The organism is Curtobacterium sp. PhB115 (genome assembly GCF_003752025.1).
In the GTDB taxonomy this organism is placed as follows: Bacteria; Actinomycetota; Actinomycetes; order Actinomycetales; family Microbacteriaceae; genus Curtobacterium.
The window spans coordinates 697,499-719,118 of sequence record NZ_RJKR01000006.1 but is presented as its reverse complement, the minus strand read 5'-3'; the positions used below and the strand labels follow the sequence as shown (position 1 = coordinate 719,118).

23 protein-coding genes are annotated in these 21,620 nt (G+C 69.8%); 5 read left to right on the top strand and 18 right to left on the bottom strand.

The annotated features are described in order from the left end of the window. Positions 1–4: 4 nt before the first annotated feature. Positions 5–1,366 carry a DNA repair protein RadA gene (gene radA, locus EDF19_RS09070; RefSeq protein WP_185022754.1) on the top strand — a complete coding sequence of 454 codons (1,362 nt, stop codon included), beginning with the start codon at positions 5–7 and terminating at the stop codon, positions 1,364–1,366. A 38-nt stretch (positions 1,367–1,404) separates the two neighbouring features. Here the strand turns inward: radA and EDF19_RS09065 are convergent, their stop codons facing one another. Then, positions 1,405–1,788: an SseB family protein gene (locus EDF19_RS09065; RefSeq protein ID WP_123680537.1), complete on the bottom strand. Its 384-nt coding sequence runs from the start codon at positions 1,786–1,788 to the stop codon at positions 1,405–1,407. Positions 1,789–2,065: 277 nt separating this feature from the next. On the opposite strand from EDF19_RS09065, the gene EDF19_RS09060 reads away from it, so the two are divergent. Beyond that, the gene (locus EDF19_RS09060; RefSeq protein WP_017887662.1) at positions 2,066–2,275 is read left to right on the top strand and encodes a cold-shock protein; all 210 of its coding nucleotides are present in this window, start codon (positions 2,066–2,068) and stop codon (positions 2,273–2,275) included. Positions 2,276–2,504: 229 nt separating this feature from the next. Here the strand turns inward: EDF19_RS09060 and EDF19_RS09055 are convergent, their stop codons facing one another. Both EDF19_RS09055 and EDF19_RS09050 read right to left on the bottom strand, forming a co-directional pair. Continuing rightward, the gene (locus tag EDF19_RS09055; RefSeq protein WP_123680536.1) at positions 2,505–3,188 is read right to left on the bottom strand and encodes a hypothetical protein; all 684 of its coding nucleotides are present in this window, start codon (positions 3,186–3,188) and stop codon (positions 2,505–2,507) included. A 63-nt stretch (positions 3,189–3,251) separates the two neighbouring features. After that, entirely contained in the window at positions 3,252–3,794 is a 543-nt protein-coding gene (locus tag EDF19_RS09050) for an amino-acid N-acetyltransferase (RefSeq protein WP_185022753.1), read from the bottom strand. Positions 3,795–3,868: 74 nt separating this feature from the next. On the opposite strand from EDF19_RS09050, the gene EDF19_RS09045 reads away from it, so the two are divergent. Further along, positions 3,869–4,321 (top strand): SRPBCC family protein, encoded by a 453-nt coding sequence (locus tag EDF19_RS09045; protein WP_123680535.1) that lies wholly within the window; start codon positions 3,869–3,871, stop codon positions 4,319–4,321. Positions 4,322–4,406: 85 nt separating this feature from the next. Here EDF19_RS09045 and EDF19_RS09040 read toward each other — a convergent pair whose 3' ends face one another. After that, positions 4,407–6,926: an ATP-dependent Clp protease ATP-binding subunit gene (locus EDF19_RS09040; protein WP_123680534.1), complete on the bottom strand. Its 2,520-nt coding sequence runs from the start codon at positions 6,924–6,926 to the stop codon at positions 4,407–4,409. A 184-nt stretch (positions 6,927–7,110) separates the two neighbouring features. Between EDF19_RS09040 and EDF19_RS09035 the strand changes: the two genes are divergently transcribed. After that, a complete protein-coding gene (locus EDF19_RS09035) occupies positions 7,111–8,043 on the top strand; it encodes an NAD(+)/NADH kinase (protein WP_123680533.1) in 933 nt (310 codons plus the stop codon). A 165-nt stretch (positions 8,044–8,208) separates the two neighbouring features. On the opposite strand, the gene EDF19_RS09030 is transcribed toward EDF19_RS09035, so the two are convergent. From EDF19_RS09030 to tilS, 14 genes are all read right to left on the bottom strand, one after another. Next, the gene (locus EDF19_RS09030) at positions 8,209–9,267 is read right to left on the bottom strand and encodes a sigma-70 family RNA polymerase sigma factor (RefSeq protein WP_123680532.1); all 1,059 of its coding nucleotides are present in this window, start codon (positions 9,265–9,267) and stop codon (positions 8,209–8,211) included. Between the two features lie 354 nt (positions 9,268–9,621). Then, the gene (locus EDF19_RS19375; protein ID WP_260217043.1) at positions 9,622–9,753 is read right to left on the bottom strand and encodes a hypothetical protein; all 132 of its coding nucleotides are present in this window, start codon (positions 9,751–9,753) and stop codon (positions 9,622–9,624) included. A gap of 178 nt (positions 9,754–9,931) precedes the next feature. Then, positions 9,932–10,135: a hypothetical protein gene (locus EDF19_RS09025; protein ID WP_111086942.1), complete on the bottom strand. Its 204-nt coding sequence runs from the start codon at positions 10,133–10,135 to the stop codon at positions 9,932–9,934. Between the two features lie 44 nt (positions 10,136–10,179). After that, positions 10,180–11,706, bottom strand: a complete 1,527-nt coding sequence (gene lysS, locus EDF19_RS09020) for a lysine--tRNA ligase (RefSeq protein WP_123680531.1) — start codon at positions 11,704–11,706, stop codon at positions 10,180–10,182. A 255-nt stretch (positions 11,707–11,961) separates the two neighbouring features. Beyond that, the gene (locus EDF19_RS09015; protein ID WP_260217042.1) at positions 11,962–12,654 is read right to left on the bottom strand and encodes a Rossmann-like and DUF2520 domain-containing protein; all 693 of its coding nucleotides are present in this window, start codon (positions 12,652–12,654) and stop codon (positions 11,962–11,964) included. Next, on the bottom strand, positions 12,651–14,405 hold the full coding sequence (locus EDF19_RS09010; protein WP_123680530.1) for a PH domain-containing protein: 1,755 nt from the start codon (positions 14,403–14,405) through the stop codon (positions 12,651–12,653). Before EDF19_RS09010 ends, EDF19_RS09015 begins: the two co-directional genes overlap by 4 nt. An 8-nt stretch (positions 14,406–14,413) precedes the next feature. Further along, on the bottom strand, positions 14,414–14,935 hold the full coding sequence (locus EDF19_RS09005) for a PH domain-containing protein (RefSeq protein ID WP_123680529.1): 522 nt from the start codon (positions 14,933–14,935) through the stop codon (positions 14,414–14,416). Between the two features lie 26 nt (positions 14,936–14,961). Next, positions 14,962–15,453: a DUF3180 domain-containing protein gene (locus EDF19_RS09000; RefSeq protein WP_123680528.1), complete on the bottom strand. Its 492-nt coding sequence runs from the start codon at positions 15,451–15,453 to the stop codon at positions 14,962–14,964. After that, positions 15,450–16,001: a 2-amino-4-hydroxy-6-hydroxymethyldihydropteridine diphosphokinase gene (gene folK, locus EDF19_RS08995; protein ID WP_123680527.1), complete on the bottom strand. Its 552-nt coding sequence runs from the start codon at positions 15,999–16,001 to the stop codon at positions 15,450–15,452. The genes EDF19_RS09000 and folK overlap by 4 nt, the downstream gene beginning before the upstream one ends. Further along, positions 15,998–16,387 carry a dihydroneopterin aldolase gene (gene folB / locus EDF19_RS08990; protein WP_123680526.1) on the bottom strand — a complete coding sequence of 130 codons (390 nt, stop codon included), beginning with the start codon at positions 16,385–16,387 and terminating at the stop codon, positions 15,998–16,000. Before folB ends, folK begins: the two co-directional genes overlap by 4 nt. Next, the gene (folP, locus tag EDF19_RS08985) at positions 16,384–17,352 is read right to left on the bottom strand and encodes a dihydropteroate synthase (protein WP_221180636.1); all 969 of its coding nucleotides are present in this window, start codon (positions 17,350–17,352) and stop codon (positions 16,384–16,386) included. Before folP ends, folB begins: the two co-directional genes overlap by 4 nt. A 6-nt stretch (positions 17,353–17,358) precedes the next feature. After that, positions 17,359–19,347, bottom strand: coding sequence for an ATP-dependent zinc metalloprotease FtsH (ftsH, locus tag EDF19_RS08980; RefSeq protein WP_123680525.1), 1,989 nt, complete (start codon positions 19,345–19,347; stop codon positions 17,359–17,361). A 115-nt stretch (positions 19,348–19,462) separates the two neighbouring features. Further along, entirely contained in the window at positions 19,463–20,014 is a 552-nt protein-coding gene (hpt, locus tag EDF19_RS08975; RefSeq protein WP_111086933.1) for a hypoxanthine phosphoribosyltransferase, read from the bottom strand. A gap of 9 nt (positions 20,015–20,023) precedes the next feature. Then, positions 20,024–21,043: a tRNA lysidine(34) synthetase TilS gene (gene tilS, locus EDF19_RS08970; protein WP_123680524.1), complete on the bottom strand. Its 1,020-nt coding sequence runs from the start codon at positions 21,041–21,043 to the stop codon at positions 20,024–20,026. A gap of 63 nt (positions 21,044–21,106) precedes the next feature. On the opposite strand from tilS, the gene EDF19_RS08965 reads away from it, so the two are divergent. Further along, positions 21,107–21,598 (top strand): inorganic diphosphatase, encoded by a 492-nt coding sequence (locus tag EDF19_RS08965; protein ID WP_070417329.1) that lies wholly within the window; start codon positions 21,107–21,109, stop codon positions 21,596–21,598. Positions 21,599–21,620 lie beyond the last annotated feature (22 nt).

Below are 21,620 nucleotides of genomic sequence, written 5' to 3'. Positions count from 1 at the left end.
CGACATGGCGCGCCCGCAATCCCTCTACCGCTGCACCGAGTGCGGCTGGACCAGCGTCAAGTGGGTCGGCCGGTGCGGCGAGTGCCAGACGTGGGGCTCGGTCGAGGACTCGTCCGCTGCCTCCGCGAGCACGCGCGGCACCGCAGCCGTGGCGGTCACGGGCGCCCGGGCGGCACGTCCGATCACCGAAGCCCGTGGCACCTCGGTGCAGCGCTGGCAGACCGGCATCGGCGAGTTCGACCGCGTCCTGGGCGGCGGGGTCGTCCCCGGCGCTGCCGTCCTGCTCTCCGGTGAGCCCGGTGTCGGCAAGTCCACCCTGCTGCTCGAGGTCGCCTCGCGCGCCGCGGCGTCGGGCAAGCGCGTGCTCTACGTCAGCGCGGAAGAGTCCGTCGACCAGGTCCGGCTCCGCGCCGAGCGCACCGGAGCGATGCACGACGACCTCTACCTGGCGAGCGAGGTGGACCTCGGTGTCATCATCGGCCAGATCGACCAGGTCCAGCCCGACCTGCTCATCGCGGACTCCGTGCAGACCATCTCGTCCAGCTCGATCGACGGCATCGCCGGTGGCACCTCCCAGGTGCGAGAGGTCGCGTCGACCCTGATCCGCATCGCGAAGGACCGGGCTCTCCCCGTCCTCATCGTCGGGCACGTCACGAAGGACGGCACCATCGCGGGTCCTCGTCTGCTCGAGCACCTGGTCGACGTCGTCTGCCACTTCGAGGGCGACCGACAGACCGCGCTGCGCTTCGTCCGCGCCCTGAAGAACCGGTTCGGCCCGACGGACGAGGTCGGCTGCTTCGACATGGGCGGCGACGGCATCCACGAGGTCCCCGACCCCAGCGGGCTCTTCATGTCGAAGAACGCGACACCGGTGTCCGGCACCTGCGTCACCGTGGCGCTCGAGGGGCGTCGCGCGCTCCCGGTCGAGGTGCAGGCCCTCATCGTCCCGAGTTCGGCGCCGCAGCCACGCCGGGTCGTGAACGGCGTCGACGCTTCACGGGTGGCGATGCTGCTCGCGGTGCTCGAACGGCGTGCCGGGCTGAAGCTCTCCGATGCGGACGTCTACGTGTCGACGGTCGGCGGTATGAAGTTGACCGAGCCGGGGGCCGACCTCGCGATCGCCCTGGCACTGGCGAGTGCGGCACGCGATCGTCCGTACCCGCACACGCTCGCGGCGGTGGGCGAGATCAGCCTCGCCGGCGAGATCCGACCGGCCACGGGGACGAAGCAGCGGGTGAGCGAGGCATCACGGCTCGGGTTCACCACCGTCCTCGGGGCGGACTCCGGTCACCTGCGCGAAGCGCTCCGGGTGGCGTTCTCCATGACGCAGTCGGCACGCGAGCGCGAACTCGACCGCGCCTTCTGACGAGCAGGACGACCGGCAACCGACTCGACGGTGAGTACCTAGGCGCGCAATGCGGCCAAGAGGTCCTCGGGCGTCGCCTGCATCGTGTGCGGCCCCGCGATGTCGAAGAACACGCCCTCGAGCATGTCCAGGTGGGCCGCCAGGAACTCTTCGAGCCGCGGCCCGTCGTAGACCATGACCTGCCGGATCTTCTCGTCCGGCACCATCGCCGTGTAGGCGTCGGCGGACGAGAACAGCAGCAGGATGCGCTTGTCCGAGCCCTCGCGGCCGAACACCCGCACCTGCATGTCCTTCTTGCCGGTCACGAGCCGGGGGACGATCACGATGTCGTTGCGCAGCGCGAACGCCACCGCAGCCACGTCCTGCTTCGCGAGGGCTTCCTCGAGCTGCTCGCTCCGGAAGCGCTGTTCCTTGTCTGCCATCTGATCAATTTCATCAGATTTCGCCGTTCTGCGGCTCCCACCTAGCCGATCGGGCCTGAGCACGCTAGCCTGGTGAAACCGCTTCGGCGGCGCTCAACGTCCGGGCGAGGTGGTTTGCCCCTCAACTCGGGCTACCAGGGTCACTGGCTTCGGCCTGACCCCGAACCCGTCCCGCCGGCACCTGCCCGCGTGGCGCATCACCCCCGTCGACGTACGTCGGGGCTCCGCAGGTGCGATCGCACCATGGCGGAAGCAAGAAAGCTAAGGAAACGCCATCATGGCATCTACCGGTACCGTCAAGTGGTTCAACAACGAAAAGGGCTTCGGCTTCATCGCCCCGGACGACGGAAGCGCTGACGTCTTCGCGCACTTCTCCGCGATTGCTGGCAACGGCTACAAGTCGCTCGAGGAGAACCAGAAGGTGGAGTTCGACATCACCGAGGGTCGCAAGGGCCCGCAGGCGGAGAACATCACCGTCCTCGGCTGATCACATCAGCTTCGAACGGCCCCGTCGTCTTCGGACGGCGGGGCCGTTTGCTGTTCCCGGGGTCCGGTGCGCTCAGCAGCGCGAGCTGCTCCCGCACAACCAACGTGTCCCGGAACCGCGCGATCGCACGGCGCGAACGGACTTTGGTTGTGCAGAACGCGTCCGCACCACGAATCCACCACCACGAACCCACCACGCACCCCCCGCCGCCGCGCCCGTGACGCCCGACCTACTGCAGGATGAACTGCACCGAGCTCTTCGACTCCAGGTTCCCCACGGCGACCTGCAGGTGGTAGCTCGCTCCCCCGGCGGTGACCGACGGCCGCGACGAGTCGCACGTGCTCGTCGATGACCGGGTGCGGTCCCACGCGATCGACGGCGTGGTCAGCGTCTGCCCGGCCTTGATCGTGACGTCCTGGTTCGTGCCGCCCGTCTGGCAGTCCTTCGATGACCAGTACTGCTCCTCGCCCGAGCTGATCGTCAGCACCTGCTGCGACGAGCCGAGGTCGAGGTGGCACGAGTTCGTGCCGGAGTTCTTGATCGACATCGCGATCTTCGGGTCCTCGGTCGGCCCGTAGGCCTCTTTGTCGAGCACCGGCGTCAGTACGACCTGGTCCTTGCTGCACGTCGAGCCGTCCGCGGCGGAGGCCTGCGACGGCTTCGCCGTGGCGGTCCGCGTGGCGCTGCCGGCCGGCGTCGAAGCGGACGGCGAGGACTGCGAGGACTGCGAGGACTGCGAAGACGCCGACGGCGATGACGTCGGTGCTGCCGCCGACGTCGCCCCACTCCCCCGCCCCACGACGATGAGCACGACGACCACGACGATGATCACGAGCGCCCCGAGGACGGTGGCGCGACGACGCCAGTACACGACCGGCTTCTCGGGCCCGACGGGGTGGCGGAACGACGACATGCGCACAGGGTAGACAACGGTGCGAGCCGCAGGCGGGAACCCCGCGGGTGGAACCCGAAAGCGTCAGAGGATCTTCAGCATGCGGGTGTTGCCGAGGGTGTTCGGCTTGACCCGCGCGAGGTCGAGGAACTCCGCGACCCCTTCGTCCGACGACCGCACGAGTTCGGCGTAGACGTCGGGCGAAACGACGCTCTCGCCGATCTCGAGGTACCCGTGCTTCGCGAAGAAGTCGACCTCGAACGTCAGGCAGAAGATCCGCGCCACCCCGAGCTCGCGGGCGTCGTGCTCCAGCCCCTCGAGCAGCCGGTGTCCGACGCGCTTGTGGATCCAGTTCGCGTCGAGGGCGAGCGTGCGCACCTCGGCGATGTCGTCCCAGAAGACGGCGAGGGCACCGCACCCGATCGGCACACCGTCCGGCCCCTCGGCGATCCGGAACTGCTGGATCGAGCCGTACAGGGCGACGTTCTCCTTGCCGAGCAGGATGCGCCGGTCGACGTAGGGGGCGATGAGGCGCTGGATGTGCGGCACGTCCGAGGCGAGTGCCGGACGCACGAGGATGCCGTGCTCGTCACGTTCGTGGAACGCGTGCTTCCCGTGCTCTGTCATCTCGACCACCCTAGTGCGCTCCGGGGGACAGGCCGCTGGACGGTGCACATGTGCCGCCGCCTACCGTCGGGAGCATGCCTCAGATCATCGAAACCGTCGACGTCAACGTCCCCGTCCGCCAGGCCTACGACCAGTGGACCCGATTCGAGGAGTTCCCCACGTTCCTCGACGAGGTCGAGAAGATCGTCCAGGTGGACGACAAGACCACCGACTGGACCGTGAAGGTCGCCGGCCAGGAGCGCGACTTCCGCGCCGTCATCACCGAGCAGCACCCCGACGAGCGGGTCGCCTGGACCGTCAAGGACGGCGAGACCGACCACGCCGGCGTCGTGACCTTCCACAAGCTCTCCGACAGTGAGACGCGTGTGACCGCGCAGATCGACTGGCAGCCCTCCGGCCTGCTCGAGAAGCTCGGCTCCGCGGTCGGCATCGGTGGCCACGCCATCAAGAAGGACCTGCAGAACTACAAGGAGCGTGTCGAGAACGCGCCCACCGATTCCGGGTGGCGCGGCGACGTGCAGGCGTAGGTCCGGACGGAGAACGCAAGAACAGGACAGACGGGAGGCCCGGTGCCAGCTGGCACCGGGCCTCCCGTCTGTCTGGTGGTCGGGTCTAGGACTCGATCTCGCCCTGCGGCGCCTCGGGCGCCTTCTCGAGCGTCGGCGCACCGGCGAGGACCTCTTCACGGCCGGGCTGACGCCCGGTCTCGAAGTGGAACGCACCGTCGACGAAGTCGACCTTCACGTGGTCGCCAGCGGTGAGCTCACCCTGCAGGATGTGCTCGGACAGCTGGTCCTCGACCTCGTGCTGCATCGCGCGACGCAGGGGGCGGGCACCGAGGGCGGGGTCGAACCCGACCTTGATGAGCTGCTCCTTGGCGGGGAGCGTGAGCTCCACCGTCATGTCGCGGTCGAGCAGACGGTCGGCGAGACGCTTCACGAACAGGTCCACGATCTGGAGCAGCTCGGGCTGCGACAGCTGCGGGAACACGATCGTGTCGTCGACACGGTTCAGGAACTCGGGCTTGAAGTGCTTCTTGAGCTCCTCGTTCACCTTCGAGCGCATGCGGTCGTAGCCGATGCCGGAGTCGCCCTCGACCTGGAAGCCCACCGGGCCACCAGCGATGCCCTGCGAACCGAGGTTCGTGGTCATGATGATGACGGTGTTCTTGAAGTCGACGACGCGACCCTGACCGTCGGTGAGACGGCCTTCCTCGAGCACCTGCAGCAGCGAGTTGAAGATGTCCGGGTGGGCCTTCTCGATCTCGTCGAAGAGGACCACGGAGAACGGCTTGCGGCGCACCTTCTCGGTGAGCTGGCCGCCCTCTTCGAACCCGACGAACCCGGGAGGGGCACCGAACAGGCGCGAGACGGTGTGCTTCTCACCGAACTCCGACATGTCGAGGGAGATCAGCGCACCCTCGTCGTCGAACAGGAACTCGGCAAGGGCCTTGGCGAGCTCGGTCTTCCCGACGCCCGTGGGGCCGGCGAAGATGAACGAGCCGGAGGGACGGTTCGGGTCCTTCAGGCCGGCACGGGTACGGCGGATGGTCTTGGACAGGGCCGAGATGGCCTCTTCCTGACCGATGACGCGCTCGTGCAGTGCCTTCTCCATGAAGACGAGACGCGAGGTCTCCTCTTCGGTGAGCTTGAACACCGGGATGCCCGTGGCCTGGGCCAGGACCTCGGCGATGATGCCCTCGTCGACGGTGCCGGACGCGGCGACGTCACCCGCACGCCACTGCTTCTCGAGGCGGAGACGCTCGCCGAGGAGCTTCTTCTCCTCGTCGCGCAGGCTCGCGGCCTTCTCGAAGTCCTGCTCCTCGATGGCGGCTTCCTTCGACCCGCGGACCGTGGAGATCTTCTCGTCGAACTCGCGGAGCTCCGGCGGCGCCGACAGGATCGACAGACGCAGGCGAGCGCCGGCCTCGTCGATCAGGTCGATGGCCTTGTCCGGCAGGAAGCGGTCCTGCACGTAGCGGTCCGCCAGGTTCGCCGCGGCGACGATCGCGCCGTCGGTGATGGACACCTTGTGGAACGCCTCGTACTTGTCGCGCAGACCCTTGAGGATGTTGATCGCGTGGGGCAGCGACGGCTCGTTGACCTGCACCGGCTGGAAGCGACGCTCGAGTGCGGCGTCCTTCTCGAAGTGCTTGCGGTACTCGTCGAGCGTGGTGGCACCGATGGTCTGGAGCTCACCGCGGGCGAGGAGCGGCTTGAGGATCGAGGCTGCGTCGATCGCACCCTCGGCAGCACCGGCACCGACCAGCGTGTGGATCTCGTCGATGAAGACGATGATGTCGCCGCGGGTGCGGATCTCCTTCGTGACCTTCTTGAGGCGCTCCTCGAAGTCACCGCGGTAGCGGGAACCGGCGATGAGCGACCCGAGGTCGAGGGAGTAGAGCTGCTTGTCCTTCAGCGTCTCGGGCACGTCGCCCTTGACGATCGCCTGGGCGAGACCCTCGACGACGGCGGTCTTGCCGACGCCGGGCTCACCGATCAGGACGGGGTTGTTCTTGGAGCGGCGGGAGAGGATCTGCATGACCCGCTCCATCTCCTTCTCGCGCCCGATGACGGGGTCGAGCTTGCCGTCACGCGCGGCCTGAGTGAGGTTCCGACCGAACTGGTCGAGGACCTGCGAACCCTGCTGCGTGTTCTGCTGCTGCTCGCCGCCGACGGCGACCGCTTCCTTGCCCTGGTAGCCGGACAGGAGCTGGATGACCTGCTGGCGGACCCGGTTCAGGTCGGCGCCGAGCTTGACCAGCACCTGGGCTGCGACGCCCTCGCCCTCGCGGATCAGGCCGAGCAGGATGTGCTCGGTGCCGATGTAGTTGTGGCCGAGCTGCAGCGCCTCGCGCAGGGACAGCTCGAGCACCTTCTTGGCGCGCGGCGTGAACGGGATGTGCCCGGTCGGCTGCTGCTGGCCCTGCCCGATGATGTCCTGGACCTGCTCGCGGACGGCATCGAGCGAGATGCCGAGCGACTCCAGCGCCTTGGCGGCGACGCCCTCGCCCTCGTGGATGAGGCCGAGGAGGATGTGCTCGGTGCCGATGTAGTTGTGGTTGAGCATCTTCGCTTCTTCTTGAGCGAGGACGACAACACGACGGGCCCGGTCGGTGAATCTCTCGAACATGTGCTCTCCCTTGGCCCCTCGTGACTGGAGCCGACGCTGTGCCGGTCTCGTGTGAGTCCGGCCAAGTACTTCGAGAGTAACCAGCGCTCCCCCCGGGGGCTGCCCCTGTTCGCCGTGGGCGTGACCACAGTGCGTGATGTGCGCAGTGAGCGAACGGGAGGGGTCCGATCGGTAGCATCCGAGCATGGATCAGCCCGTCGTCGGCATCGTCGTCCACCCGACCAAGAACGTCCAGGAGTCGATCACGACCCTGCAGCGCTGGAACGCGTCCGGCCGCGGCGAACTCATCGCCCGACGTGCCGACGCGCAGCGCATCGGGAACGGCATCCAGGTCGTGGAGGACGACGACTTCACCGGCCGGGTCGACCTCGTCGTCGCACTCGGCGGCGACGGCACGATGCTCGGCGCGATGCGACTCGTGGCCAAGCGTCCCGTGCCCGTCCTCGGGGTGAACTACGGCAACGTCGGGTTCCTGGTCGAGATCGAGCCGCCCGAACTCGAGATCGCGCTCGAACGGCTCTCCGCCGGCGAGTACCAGCTCGAGCCGCACCACGCTCTCGAGGCCCGGCTGTCCTGGAGCGGGGCCCGCACCGACTACCTGGCGTTCAACGACCTGACCGTCGTCCGGCGCCCCGGCTCCGGACAGGTCTCCGCCGACCTCAGCGTGGGTGGCCTCGGCTACGGCTACTACCGCGCCGACGCCATCGTCGCCTCGACCCCCGCCGGGTCCACCGCCTACAACTACGCCGCGGGCGGCCCTGTCCTGTCCCCCGCGCTCTCCGGCTCGGTCGTGACCCCGGTCGCCCCGATGGCGGGCATCGACCGCTCCGTCGTCCTCGCCGCCCGCGAGCGCTACCGACTCGACATCGCCGAGGGCACCAGGAGCGCCGCACTCGAGGTCGACGGGCTCGTCGTGGGCGAGGTCGCCACCGGAGCGCAGATCGACGTCCGGCTCCGGAAGGACGCCGGCAGCGTGGTCCGCCTGGACGCCGAGCGGCACGGCCGCACCGGACGGGTGAAGCTCAGCCTGCTCGACCTGCCGGTCCGCCCCGACCAGCTCATCGAGCTCATCCCCAACGACCTACGACAGAAGCTCGGACGCGAACTCGACCAGTGAGCTCCGTGTGCACGGTGACGGCCGTCCGCACGCCCCCGGGAACGCGAAAGGCCCGCTCGAGCAGTGCTCGAGCGGGCCGTCCCATCACCCCACCGGATCGCCTTCCCACAGAACGACCCGGGTCCCCGCGCCGACGCTGAACGCGTCGGCCGAAGCCTGCTGACCTCAGTCGGTCAGGTACAGCTGCATGTCCTGCGAGACCGCCTTGGCGAACAGGCGCAGCTTGGCGCGCGACTCCACCCGGCTGACCGCCTGGCGGGTCGTGTGCACGATCTTCGAGATCTCGTCGAGCGTCATCGGCTTGTCGTCGTCGAGGCCGTAGCGCATGCGGATCACGTTCGCCTCGTCGCTCGGCAGCTCCGCGACGATCGAGCGGATGTCGCGGTGCAGGAGCGTCGTCTCGGTGAGCTCGTTCGGGGACGCTGCGTCCTCGTCCTCGATGAAGTCGCCGAGCTCGCTGTCGTCCGAGTCGCCGACCACCGTGTGGATCGACACCGGCTCGTGCGAGCGGCCCTTGAGGTCGACGAGCTCGTCGACGGTCATGCTGAGCTCCGCGGCGACCTCGTCGGGCATCGGCGCACGGCCGAGGTCGACGGTCAGGTCGCGCTCGGTGCGCGAGATCTTGTTGATCAGCTCGACGGTGTGGACCGGGATGCGGATCGTGCGGGCCTTGTCGGCGAGGCCACGCGAGATCGCCTGACGGATCCACCAGGTGGCGTAGGTCGAGAACTTGTAGCCCTGCGTGAAGTCGAACTTCTCGACCGCACGGACCAGGCCGAGGTTGCCCTCCTGGATGACGTCCATGAAGGGCAGGCCCCGCTGTGAGTAGCGCTTCGCGATGCTCACGACCAGGCGGAGGTTCGAGGTGATCATGCGCTCCTTGGCGCGCTCACCGTCGCGGACGAGCCAGCGGAGTTCACGCTGCAGGGTCTTCGCGAGGCCCTTCTCGGTCGCGAGCTTCTCCTCAGCGAACAGCCCGACCTCGATGCGGCGGGCGATCTGCGCTTCTTCCTCGGCGGTGAGGAGGGAGAGCCGACCGATGTGACGCAGGTAGTCGCCGACCTGGTCGACGGATGCGCCACGGACGCCGGCGAGCTGCTCGTCGGCCTCGACCTCGGTGTCGAGGGAGGTCGTCGTGGACTCGGCGGTCGCGGTCTTCGATGCCGCTGCCTTCTTGGTGGTGGCGCGGCGGGTGGTGCTCGGTGCTGCCGTTGCGATCGTCATGGTGTTTCTCCCTGCGTTCGACGGTGTGGCTTCGTGGGGTGCTGCTCACTGGGGGTGCTGATGAGTAAAGCGGTCCGGAGGTGTACCCCACAAACCGATCGGAACGATTCTCAGGGTTCTCCGTGCTTCATCATCGGAACCGTCCCCCGTGGGGTACAGCACACCAGCAGTCTGGTCCCCCGAATCGCTGCAGATCAAGAGGATGACGCGATGTTTCCGGCGTTGCCGGGGTGTTTCTGGCGCATTTCAGGCCGTGTACCCCAGGCCGTTGCGCCCTCCGGACAAGCAAAAGGGGTACGTCCGGCCGGATCTGCGCGATCCGGTGGTCGTACCCCGAAAACCGAATGGGTGGGGTCACCAGGAGGGTTCGAGCCACCCGTCCCGGCGCTTGGACACCTCGAGATCGGCGTCGCGGTCGAACTCGTCGTACTCGCTCTCGATGTCACCGACGAGGCTGCGGCCAGTGAAGGGCTGTGTGATGGGCATGGCGTCGATCGTCACCCCGTCGACCGACGTCGAGGTGAACGACGTGTGACGGGGTGCCGACGCGCAGGCATCGACTGACGGGCAGGCGGGCTGACGCACAGGCGCGCAGGCCGCGGGCCCGCAGGCGCGCGGGCGTCGACTGGCGGGCAGGCGCGGACGCCGGTGTGCTGCCTGCTCGCTACTCGGCGGAGGCGGGTGCCGGCGCGGGCACGCCGTGCTCACGCTCGAAGCGGGCGCGCTCCTCGGCCTCGACCTTGGCGTACGCGGCACGCTCGGTGCGGTCGGCCCGCATGATGGCTCGCATCACGAACCAGAAGATGAGGCCGACGACGATGGTCGGCGTCAGGGCGAAGATGATCCCGGTCACGACTCCATGCGGCACCGCAGCATCGTACCCCGCCGCGGCGCCGCCGAACTGTGTGCCGGCTACTTGACGAGCGGGAACAGGATGGTCTCGCGGATCCCGAGGCCGGTGATCGCCATGAGCAGGCGGTCGACGCCCATGCCCATGCCCCCCGACGGCGGCATCGCGTGCTCGAGAGCCCGCAGGAACTCCTCGTCGACGCGCATCGCCTCGGGGTCCCCGCCGGCGGCGAGCTTCGCCTGCTCGACGAACCGCTCGCGCTGCACGACGGGGTCGACGAGCTCGGAGTACGCCGTCGCGAGTTCGAAGCCGCGGACGTACAGGTCCCACTTCTCGACGATGCCGGGGCGGGTGCGGTGCTCGCGGGTCAGCGGCGAGGTGTCGACCGGGAAGTTCATCACGAACGTCGGGCGGTCGAGCGAGTCGATGACGAAGTGCTCCCAGAGCTCTTCGACGTACTTGCCGTGCGTGGCGTGTGCGACCTCGACACCTTCGGCCGCGGCGAGCTCCTGCAGCTCGGCCAGCGGGGTCTCGGGCGTGATCTCGCGACCGGCGGCCTCGGACAGCGAGCCGTACATGTCGATCCGGGGCCATTCACCGCCGAGGTCGTAGGCGCTGCCGTCGGGCAGGGCGACCTCGAGCGAGCCGCCGGTCACCGCACGTGCGGCGTTCTGCACGAGTTCCTGCGTCAGGTCGGCCATCTGCTCGTAGTTGCCGTACGCCTGGTAGGCCTCGACCATCGCGAACTCGGGCGAGTGCGACGAGTCCGCGCCCTCGTTGCGGAAGTTGCGGTTGATCTCGAACACCCGGTCGATGCCACCGACGACGGCGCGCTTCAGGAAGAGCTCCGGCGCGATGCGGAGGAAGAGCTCGGTGTCGAACGCGTTGGAGTGCGTGACGAACGGTCGGGCGGAGGCGCCACCGTGCTGGGTCTGCAGCATCGGCGTCTCGACCTCGAGGTACTCGTGCGAGGTGAAGGTCTGGCGGAGCGACGACATCACGGCGGCACGGGCGCGGACGGTGGCGCGGGCCTCGTCGCGGACGATGAGGTCGAGGTACCGCTGGCGGACCCGCGTTTCCTCGTTCAGTTCGTTGTGCAGGTTCGGCAGCGGCAGGATCGCCTTCGCCGCGATCGCCCACTCGTCGACCATGATCGACAGCTCGCCGCGGCGCGAGGAGATCACCCGGCCGTGCACGTAGACGTGGTCGCCGAGGTCGACGAACTCCTTCCAGCGCGCGAGGGACTCGTCACCGACCTCGGCCAGCGACACCATCGCCTGGATCCGCGAGCCGTCACCGGACTGCAGCGACGCGAAGCAGAGCTTGCCGGTGTTGCGCGAGAACACGATGCGACCGGCGATGCCGACGACGTCCTGCGTCTCCTCGCCGGTCTCGAGGTGCTCGTACTGTGCCCGCACGGCCGGGATCGTCGTCGTGATCGGCAGCTCGGCGGGGTACGCCTCGATACCCGACTCGAGGAGCTTCGCCCGCTTGTCGAGCCGGACCTGTCGCTGCTCGCTGGTCTCCTGCTCGGCCAGTGCGGCGGCGTCGGCGATCGCGGTGTCGGTAGTGGCGGTCTCGTCGGTCATGCGGGTGCGGCTCCGATGGGTCGTGGGGGTCGGGGGAAATGCTACCCGCGCAGCGGTCCCGTCCCCGAACCGTGCCGGCCGAGACCGCGGTCACAACACCCCGCCCGCACCACGCCCACCGGTCACAATCTGTCGCCCGGAGCACGCGCAGCCGACAGGTCGTGACCGTTCGGCGGAACTGAGCGGGGAGTCTCGACCGCTCGAGCGCCCGGCCCCGACGTCCTCCCCGTGCCCGGGCCGAGCCCGAACCGCGCCCTACAACGTCGACTGCCCGTCGGCCGCCGCGAGCGCGTTGTCCACGGCGGACCGGACGAGTGCCCCGAGCACCCGCCCTGGGTGGTCGACGCCGATGCCGGACAGGGTCCCCGCGGACTGGTCCACGATCGCGGTCGAGAAGCTCACCGCGGCCCGCACGGCGTCCGCGTACGCCGGCCGGTCCCCTTCGGCGACGACGAACGGCTCGGCACCCATCTCCACCACGAGGGCCTGCGCGATCGGCAGCACCGGCCCGGGTGCGGTGACGGCGCAGTACGCGTCGCGCAGCCTGGACAGGTCGACACTCGTGCCCGTGAAGGCCATCGCGGGGTGGATCGCGAGCGGGATGGCACCGGCGGCCATGGCGGGCGCGAGGACACCGACGCCGTGGTCCGGGCTGGTGTGCACGACGAGCTGCCCCGGCTGCCAGATGCCGGCGTCCGCGAGGCCCTGCACGAGCGACGCGAGCTGGTCGTCCGGCACCGCGAGCAGCACGAGTTCGCTCCGCTCGACGAGGTCCGGCGTCGCGAGCACGGGAGCACCGGGCAGCATCGCCTCGGCACGTTCGCGGCCTTCCTCGGACACCGCGGTCACGCCGACGACGGCGTGCTCCGCGTTCGCCAGCGCAGCACCGAGGACGGGTCCGACCCGTCCGGCGCCGATGATGCCGACCCCGAGACGTCCCGCCCTCACCGTGCGACCTCCGGCGACGGGACGGCACCCCAGCCAGGAGGCACGGTGCCGGTCGCGCGGTCCCCCGCCGGTCCGGCAGGGGCACCGGACACGGCCCCCCACGCGTCCGCAGCGTGCGCCGCGGGGGTGGGCCGGGCCTCCCGTTCGCGCCACCGGTGGGACGTGTCGACCGCAGCCGCCTCGACGGCGCGGTGTGCGGTCTCGGACCACAGCCGCTGCGCGTCCCGCGCGTCCAGCGCACCGACGCGCGCCGACACCGGACCGGCCACGGTGTGCACGTGCGCGGTGGCGAGCCGCAGGACCCGCTCGAGCGGACCCTGCTCCACCTTGACGCTCTGCACCCGCGGCAGCGGCACGATCACGAGCGACCGCCAGACGGCGCCGAGCCGGAGCAGCACGGCGCCCTGGACGAACCGGTAGCCGTTGCGGCGGAAGGCGAAGGGTCGGAGCCACGCGCCCCGGCGCGGGGAGTGCACGAAGCCGCCGCGGTCGCCGGTGGTGGTGAGGCTGTCGTCGACGACGTTGACGGCTTCTGCCGAGCCCTCGCGCAGGGCCTCCTGCGAGGCCTCAGGGCCGGCGACGACGGTGCCGACCAGGCCGGGCAGGATGATGTCGAGGACCTCGCGGACGTCCGCCGTGGTGCCGACGGGCAGGACGATCGAGGACACCTGCTGGTTGTTCGACGCTCCGTTGCCGGCGCTGGTCGCGCGGTTGATGCGGATGTCCCACCAGCCGAACGGTCGCCACAGCAGCGGCTGCGCGACGCTCACGGCGTGGATGCGTCCGGGTGGCAGCGTCTCGTTCGACGTCGAGACGAGTCCGAAGCCGATCCGGATGCCGTCGCGGGTCTCGGCGATCGTGTACTGCAGCGACCGGGAGAACTTGCGGACGTAGTAGCTGCCGGCGCCGATCACGGCCGGGAACAGCCCGAACAGGATCCCGTACTCGCCGGTCACCGCGACGCTGACGATCATCGCCGCGACGGCGAGCACGATGAACACGGTGGTGCCGGAGAGCAGCATCGAGGCGATCAGTCGGCCGGGCCGGACCTTGACGATCCGGGTGGCGTGCACGGCAGCGGGGTCGAGCTCGGGCGAGAACATCTCGTCGACGCGGTCCTGCAGCATGCCGTTCGACGCCCGCGACGGACCACTGCCGCGGTCGTCGTCCTTCGCCCCGGAGGCCAGCACGAGGATCCGCTGCCGCAGGTCGTCGGCGGCCTTCACCCCGAGGTAGGCGAGCTGCACGTTGGCGTCGTTGCCGGCCTGGGCGATCTCGAGCTTCGCCGTGCCGAACACCCGCGGGACGAGCGGCCGCGAGATGTTGATGCCCTGGATCCGGTCGAGCCGGGCCTTGCGGTGGTTCCGGAACAGCACGCCGGAGCGGACCTCGACGATCTCGCCGGTGACCCGGAACTCGTGCATCCGCCACGACAGGTAGAACAGGCCGATCAGCACGACGAGGAAGACCGCGACACCGAGGAGCACCCAGCCGACGGCGCCGTGCTCGTAGACGAACCGCACGGGGTCGCCGTCGTCCTGCGGGCCGCCCCCGGGGATGAACAGCTCGACGAGCTGGTCGCGGAGGCTGTTCAGCACGTAGCCGAGGATCACGATGAGGAAGATGCCGCCCTTGAGCAGCGGCGTCAGGGGGTGCAGCCGGTGCCACTCGCCGTCGGTCAGGGGCGCGGCGGCCGCGGCGTTGCCCTTCGTGGGCGGTGCCGGGGGCGGGGGACCGGGTCGGAAGGTCACGCGGACCCCTAGAGTCCGGCGCGGCGGGACTCGGCCAGCTCGACGAGCCGGTCGCGCAGCTCGTCGGCGTCGGTGAAGGGGATGCCGGGGATCCGGACGTTGGTCGCGGCGGCGGCGGTGACGAACTTCAGCTCGCTCATGCCGAGTGCGCGGTCGAGCGGGCCGCGGGCGACGTCGACCAGCTGCATGCGGCCGTACGGGACGGCGGTGAACCGCTGCCACATCAGGCCGCGCCGGACCACGAGGTCGTCGTCGCGCAGGGCGTACCCGATCGCACGGACCCGGCGGGGCGTGAGACCGGCGGTGATGAGCGTGATCACGAGGACCGCGATGCCGATGAGCAGCCAGACGGTGCCCGCCGCCGAACCGAAGCCGTCGGTGACGACCCCGATGATGATGCAGCCGGCGGTCACGACGAGCCCGATCAGGAGGGTCGTGACGAGTTCGGTCCACACGAGCTTCGTGGACACCCTGGTCCACGTGATGCCGGTCAGCCCGAGGCCCGGCTCGTCGAGTCGTTCACGCGGCATCACGGGCCTCCTGGGGTGTGCTCGGGTCAGTCGACCGTGGTCGTGCCGTTCCGGGGGTCGTCGCGGTCGTCGTCGTCACCCGGGGGTGCGATGCACATGCGCTCTGCCACGAGCGCACAGACGGTCAGGACGAGGGCTCCTCCGACGGCGATCACGTTCGGCAGGGTCGAGCCTAGCGAAGGCACGACCGAGCGGGTCAGGAGGTACACGACCAGGCCGATCGCGAAGCCGCCGAACAGGGCACCGCAGATGCTCGAGGCCTTCGCGAGCACGACGACGCGGATCGCGTACAGCGGGTCGACGGGGCGCGCCCGTCCGGCGCCGTCACGGGCGTGCCGGCGGACGGGTCGCGCCATCAGCACCACGGCGATGCCGATGAACGCCAGCGTGATCCCGAGGGGCACGGCGAGCATGAGCGTCGGTGCCTGGCGGGACGCCAGGATCGCGTCGAGCGCGAAGCCCGCGACGGCCGTGACGACGGCGATGCTCAGGAGCGTGGAGACACGGGTCTGCTTCATGCGCTGGTCGCGTTCCGTTCCGGCCGGGAGGCACTGCTCGCGTCGTCGAAGAGGCGCGGCTCGTCGACACGGTCGGTGTCGTCCCCCAGCGCGGTGAGCAGGTCGGCGACCGGCCCGGCACCGGGCAGGACGGCCGCGGGGTCGGCGTCGAGCCAGGGCGCGAGCACGAACGCACGCTCGGCGGCGCGCGGGTGCGGCACCGTGAGGGTCGGGGTGTCGACCACCAGGTCGTCGACGGCCACCACGTCGAGGTCGAGGGTGCGGTCGCCCCAGCGGACCTCGCGGGTGCGACCGTGGTCGTCCTCGATGCCGTGCAGCGCGTCGAGGAACGCCTGCGGTTCGAGGTCGGTGTCGACGACCACGACGGCGTTCCGGTACCGGGGCTTCGTGTCGTCGCGGCCGTCGAGCGTGACCGCCACCGACTCGACCTCTCGGCTGGAGGCCACGGGGCGGACCCCTGGCAACGCCGCGATCGCCGTGGCGGCCGCGCGGAGCGTGCTCCCCCGGTCGCCGAGGTTCGCGCCGAGGGCGACGACGACGCGGCTCACTCTTCTTCCTCGGTACCGGCACCGGCGCTGCGCGTCCGGCGGATGGTGATCGACACGTCCGTGAACGGCACGGTGATCGGTGCCTGCGGCTTGTGCACGGTGACCTCGGTGGCGCGGGCGGCGCGGTGGGTCAGCACGGCGGCGGCGATGCGCTCGGCGAGGGTCTCGATCAGGTCGACCGGGTCGCGTTCGATCTCGGCGACGACCTGCTCGGCGAGGACGCCGTAGTGCACCGTGGCGTCGAGGTCGTCGCTGCTCGAGGCCGCGCGGGCGTCGAGCTCGACGGCGACGTCGACGACGAAGTCCTGGCCGTCGGCACGCTCGTGGTCGAAGACCCCGTGATGGCCGCGCGCGCGGACCCCGACGAGGCGGATGGTGTCGTTCACGAGCGAGCTGCCCTCCAGGCGTCCCAGACGTCGAGCACGGCACGGGTCGGTGCCGGGTCGTGCACGCGCACCCCCCACGCGCCGCGTTCGGCGGCGAGCAGGCTGATGGCGGCGGTGGCGAGGTCACGGTCCTTCGGCGGAGCGCCCTCGGGGCTGCCGATGCCGTCCAGGAACCGCTTGCGGGAGGCGGCGACGAGCACCGGCAGGCCGATCGAGGCGAAGCGCTCGTAGCCGGCCAGGATCTCCCAGTTCTGCGCCCCCTGCTTCGCGAAGCCGAGGCCCGGGTCGATGACGACCTGCTCCTGCCGCACGCCGAGGACGATGAGCTCGGCGACGCGCATCTCGACCTCGCGCCGGACCTCTTCCACCGCGTGGGCGTACTCGGCGTTGCGGTACATGCGGTCGCTGTGGCCGCGCCAGTGCATGACGACGAACCCGGCCCCGGTGTCCTTCACGACACGGGCCATGTCCGGGTCGGCGAGCCCGCCGGACACGTCGTTGACGATCGCGGCCCCGAGCTCGACCGCACGTTCGGCCGTGGCGGCGTTCATGGTGTCGACGCTGACGGCGATGCCCTCGGCGACGAGTGCCCGGACGACGGGCAGCACCCGCTCCTGCTCGACCGGCACCGGTACGCGGTCGGCGCCGGGACGGGTGGACTCACCGCCGATGTCGATCAGGTCGGCACCAGCGGCGACGAGCTCGCGTGCGTGCTCGACCGCGGCGTCGTACGCCTGGTGGAGCCCGCCGTCACTGAACGAGTCGGGTGTGACGTTGAGGATGCCCATCACCCGGGTGCGCTCCTCGGTCGGAGCGCCGCGGTCCCGACGACGGCCGGTCACGATCTCCGGCACCGGCTGGGGCGCTCGGAGGTCGATCGCGACCGTCGCCGGTTCGGCAGCGGCGGCGCGCGCACGGCTCACCTCGGCGAGTCGGCGCTCCCGTCGCGTCGGCAGGTCGGACATCCCGGCCTACGCGGGGGCGATACCCGGGTTGCCGAACGGACGGTGGCGAGGGGTCTTCGACGGCTCGCGGTCGTTCGACTCGGTCGCGGTGTTCGCCGCCTTGCCGGGCACGTCGATCGCGGGCAGGTTGCTCACCGGACGCTTGTCGCTGGAGAGCCACTGCGGGCGCTCCGGCAGCTTGCGGACGTCCTTGAAGATCTCCACGAGCTCCGGGGCGTCGAGCGTCTCCTTCTCGAGGAGCTCACCGGCCAGGCGGTCGAGGATGTCGCGGTTGTCGTTCAGCACCTGGTAGGCCTCGTCGTGCGCGGCCTCGAGCAGGGCACGGGTCTCGGCGTCGACGGTCTCGGCGATGTTCTCCGAGTAGTCGCGACTGGTCCCGCCGCTCATGTCACGGCCGACGAACGGCTCGCTGGACCCGGAACCGAGCTTGACGGACCCGACGGCACGGCTCATGCCGTACTCGGTGACCATCTTGCGTGCGGTGCCGGTGGCCTTCTCGATGTCGTTCGAGGCGCCCGTCGTGGGGTCGTGGAACACGATCTCCTCGGCGACGCGACCACCCATGGCGTAGGTGAGCTGGTCGAGGAGCTCGTTGCGGGTGACGGAGTACTTGTCCTCGAGCGGGAGCACCATCGTGTACCCGAGGGCACGGCCGCGCGGCAGGATCGTGATCTTCGTGACCGGGTCGGTGTGGCGCATCGCCGCTGCTGCCAGGGCGTGACCACCCTCGTGGTACGCGGTGATGAGGCGTTCCTGGTCGGACATGATCCGGGTCCGGCGCTGCGGGCCCGCCATGACGCGGTCGACGGCCTCGTCGAGGGCACGGTTGTCGATGAGCTGCGCGTTGGACCGTGCGGTCAGCAGCGCGGCCTCGTTCAGGACGTTCGCCAGGTCGGCGCCGGTGAAGCCCGGCGTCTTGCGGGCGAGGAGCTCGAGGTCGACGCTCGCGGCGAGCGGCTTGCCCTTCGCGTGCACCTCGAGGATCTGCTTGCGGCCGGCGAGACCGGGGGCGTCGACACCGATCTGGCGGTCGAAGCGGCCGGGACGCAGGAGCGCGGGGTCGAGCACGTCGGGACGGTTCGTCGCGGCGATGAGGATGACGTTCGTCTTGCCGTCGAAGCCGTCCATCTCGACGAGGAGCTGGTTGAGCGTCTGCTCGCGCTCGTCGTTGCCACCGCCGATGCCGGCACCACGGTGACGACCGACGGCGTCGATCTCGTCGATGAAGACGATGGCCGGCGAGTTCGCCTTGGCCTGCTCGAAGAGGTCACGGACACGGCTCGCACCGACACCGACGAACATCTCGACGAAGTCCGAACCGGAGATCGAGTAGAACGGCACACCGGCTTCGCCGGCGACCGCGCGGGCGAGCAGGGTCTTGCCGGTTCCGGGAGGGCCGTAGAGCAGGACGCCCTTCGGGATCTTGGCGCCGACGGCCTGGAACTTCGCCGGCTCCTTCAGGAACTCCTTGATCTCGTGGAGTTCCTCGATCGCCTCGTCCGCGCCGGCGACGTCCGAGAAGGAGACCTGCGGGTTCTCCTTGTTGTTCATCTTGGCCTTGGACTTGCCGAACTGCATGACCTTCGAGCCGCCGCCCTGGGCGCTCGAGAGCAGGAACCAGAACAGGGCACCGATGATCAGGAACGGCAGCAGGACACCGAGGAGCGACAGGAACCAGTTCCCCTGCTGCACCGTGTCGTTGTAGCCGTCGGGGAGGTTCGCGTTGTCGATCGCCGTGATGACGTCCTCACCACGCGGCGTCGAGTAGTAGAACTGCTCCTGCTTGTCGTCCGCCTTGAGGGTCAGGTCGACCCGCTGCTCCGTGGAGTTCACCACCACGGAGGAGACCTTGTCGTCGGCGAGCTGCTCGAGCCCCTTCTGCGTGTCGATCTGCTGGGTACCGGACTGGCTGATGACAGCCCACCCGATCCAGATCCCCACGATCGCGATCAGCACGTAGATGTACGGCCCGCGAAGGATGCGCTTGAAGTCCATGTGATCCGGGCAGAGCGCCCGACACCTTTCTCTGCCGAAGTTGCGTGCTGATCAGCATACGGCCGTCATTCTGTGGCGAGAATGGGTGTCCTCTGCGGGCGAACTCCGGGTTCGCCTAGGAGTAGACGTGCGGGGCGAGGACGCCCACACCGCGCAGGTTGCGGTAGCGCTCGTCGTAGTCCAGGCCGTAGCCCACCACGAACTCGTCGGGGATGTCGAAGCCCACGTACTTCACGTCGACCTCGACCTTGGCGGCCTCGGGCTTCCGCAGCAGGGCGACGATCTCGACGCTCGCGGCACCGCGGGACTGCAGGTTCTGCTTGAGCCACGACAGCGTCAGGCCGGAGTCGATGATGTCCTCGACGATGAGCACGTCACGGCCGTGCAGGTCGGTGTCGAGGTCCTTGAGGATCCGCACCACGCCGGACGACTTCGTGCCGGAGCCGTAGGACGACACCGCCATCCAGTCCATCCGCGCCTGCATCTTGAGGTGGCGGGAGAAGTCGGCCATCACCATGACCGCACCCTTCAGGACACCGACGAGCAAGGGGTCGCGGCCCGCGTAGTCGGCGTCGACGACCGCCGCGAGTTCGGCGAGCTTGTCGTCGATCTGCTCGGGGGTGAAGAGGACTTCGGACAGGTCTGCCTGGACGTCGGAGAGTTCCACCGGTCCAGCCTAACCGGCACTGAACGACAGGCGGTCACCGGATCGCGACGCTCGGACACCGGGCAGGTCGATCGGCCCCTGTCCGCTCCACTCCGTCACCAACCGGCAGACCTCGAGCGTCTGCACGCGGGACAGCGTCACGCCGAACTCGCTCTCGACCGCCAGGCGCACGAGCCGCTGCCGGAGCGCCGGCGGGTTCGCCTCGAGCGCCCGGACGGAGAGCGAGATGCCCGCCTCAGAGTGCTCGGCGATGTCCTCCGCCAGCTCCTCGGCGAAGTGGTCCAGGGCTGCGGAGTCCTCGCGGAGCTGGTCCGCCGTCCGCGCCAGGGCCTCTGGGACCCCGGCTCCGAGCTCCCGTTCGAGCACCGGCATGAGCGCGTGCCGCACCCGCACCCGCGCGTACGCCGGGTCCTCGTTCTGCGGGTCGTGCCACGGCGCGAGGCCCGCGGCAGCGCACGCCTGTCGGGTCACGTGCCGCCGCACACCGAGGAGCGGCCGGCCGTAGGCCGGGCCCTCGGTCCGCCGCGCGAGCGGCTGCATGCCGGACAGGCTGTCCGGCCCGCTGCCGCGCAGCAGGCCGAGGAGCACCGTCTCGGCCTGGTCGTCCAGGGTGTGTCCCAGGAGCACGAGGACGGCACCGGTGGCGGACGCGACCTCCGCGATCGACGCGTGACGGGCCTCCCGGGCTGCGCCTTCCGGACCACCAGCGGAACCGACGTCGACCCTGCGGACCACGACCGGGTCCAGACTCAGCTCGGATGCCTGCCTGGAGGCACGGCTCGCCACCGCCTCGGAGCCCGCCTGGAGTGCGTGGTCGACGACCACCGCCCCGGCCCGCAGCCCCTGCTTGCCCGCCTCGAACGCGGTCGCCGCCGCGAGCGCCAGCGAGTCCGGCCCGCCGCTCAACGCGACGAGCACGAGGTCGCCGTCGCGGACGACCGCCTGGTCGCGGGCGTCGGCGAGCAGGTCGCGCACGGCACGGCGGGTGTCGGCGACCGAGGGATCCAGCCGGGGACGCGGAGAGTTCACCCGGTAACGTTAGCCGCGCTTTCGGATACACCGACAGACCCCCGACACACCAGGAGTGCAGACATGGCCGCGTACGACGTCGTCGTCGAGATCCCCAAGGGCAGCCGCAACAAGTACGAGGTGGACCACGAGACCGGTCGCGTCTACCTCGACCGCGTGCTGTTCACGTCGTTCGTGTACCCGACCGACTACGGCTTCTTCGAGAAGACCCTGGCCGACGACGGCGACCCCGTGGACGCCCTGCTGCTCCTCGAGTACCCGACGTTCCCCGGTGTTGGCGTGAAGGTCCGTCCCGTCGGCGTCTTCAAGATGAGCGACGAGGCCGGCAACGACGCGAAGGTCCTCGTGGTCCCCGCGAAGGACCCGCGCTGGGCGCACATCCAGGACATCTCGGACGTCGACGAGCAGACGAAGGCCGAGATCGCGCACTTCTTCGAGCGCTACAAGGACCTCGAGCCGAACAAGTGGGTCAAGGCCGAGGGCTGGGGCGACGCCGCCGAGGCCGAGGCGATCGTCACGGCCGGTCAGGCCGCGTACGTGCCCGCTGGTCACTGACGCTCCGCACACACGCGAACGG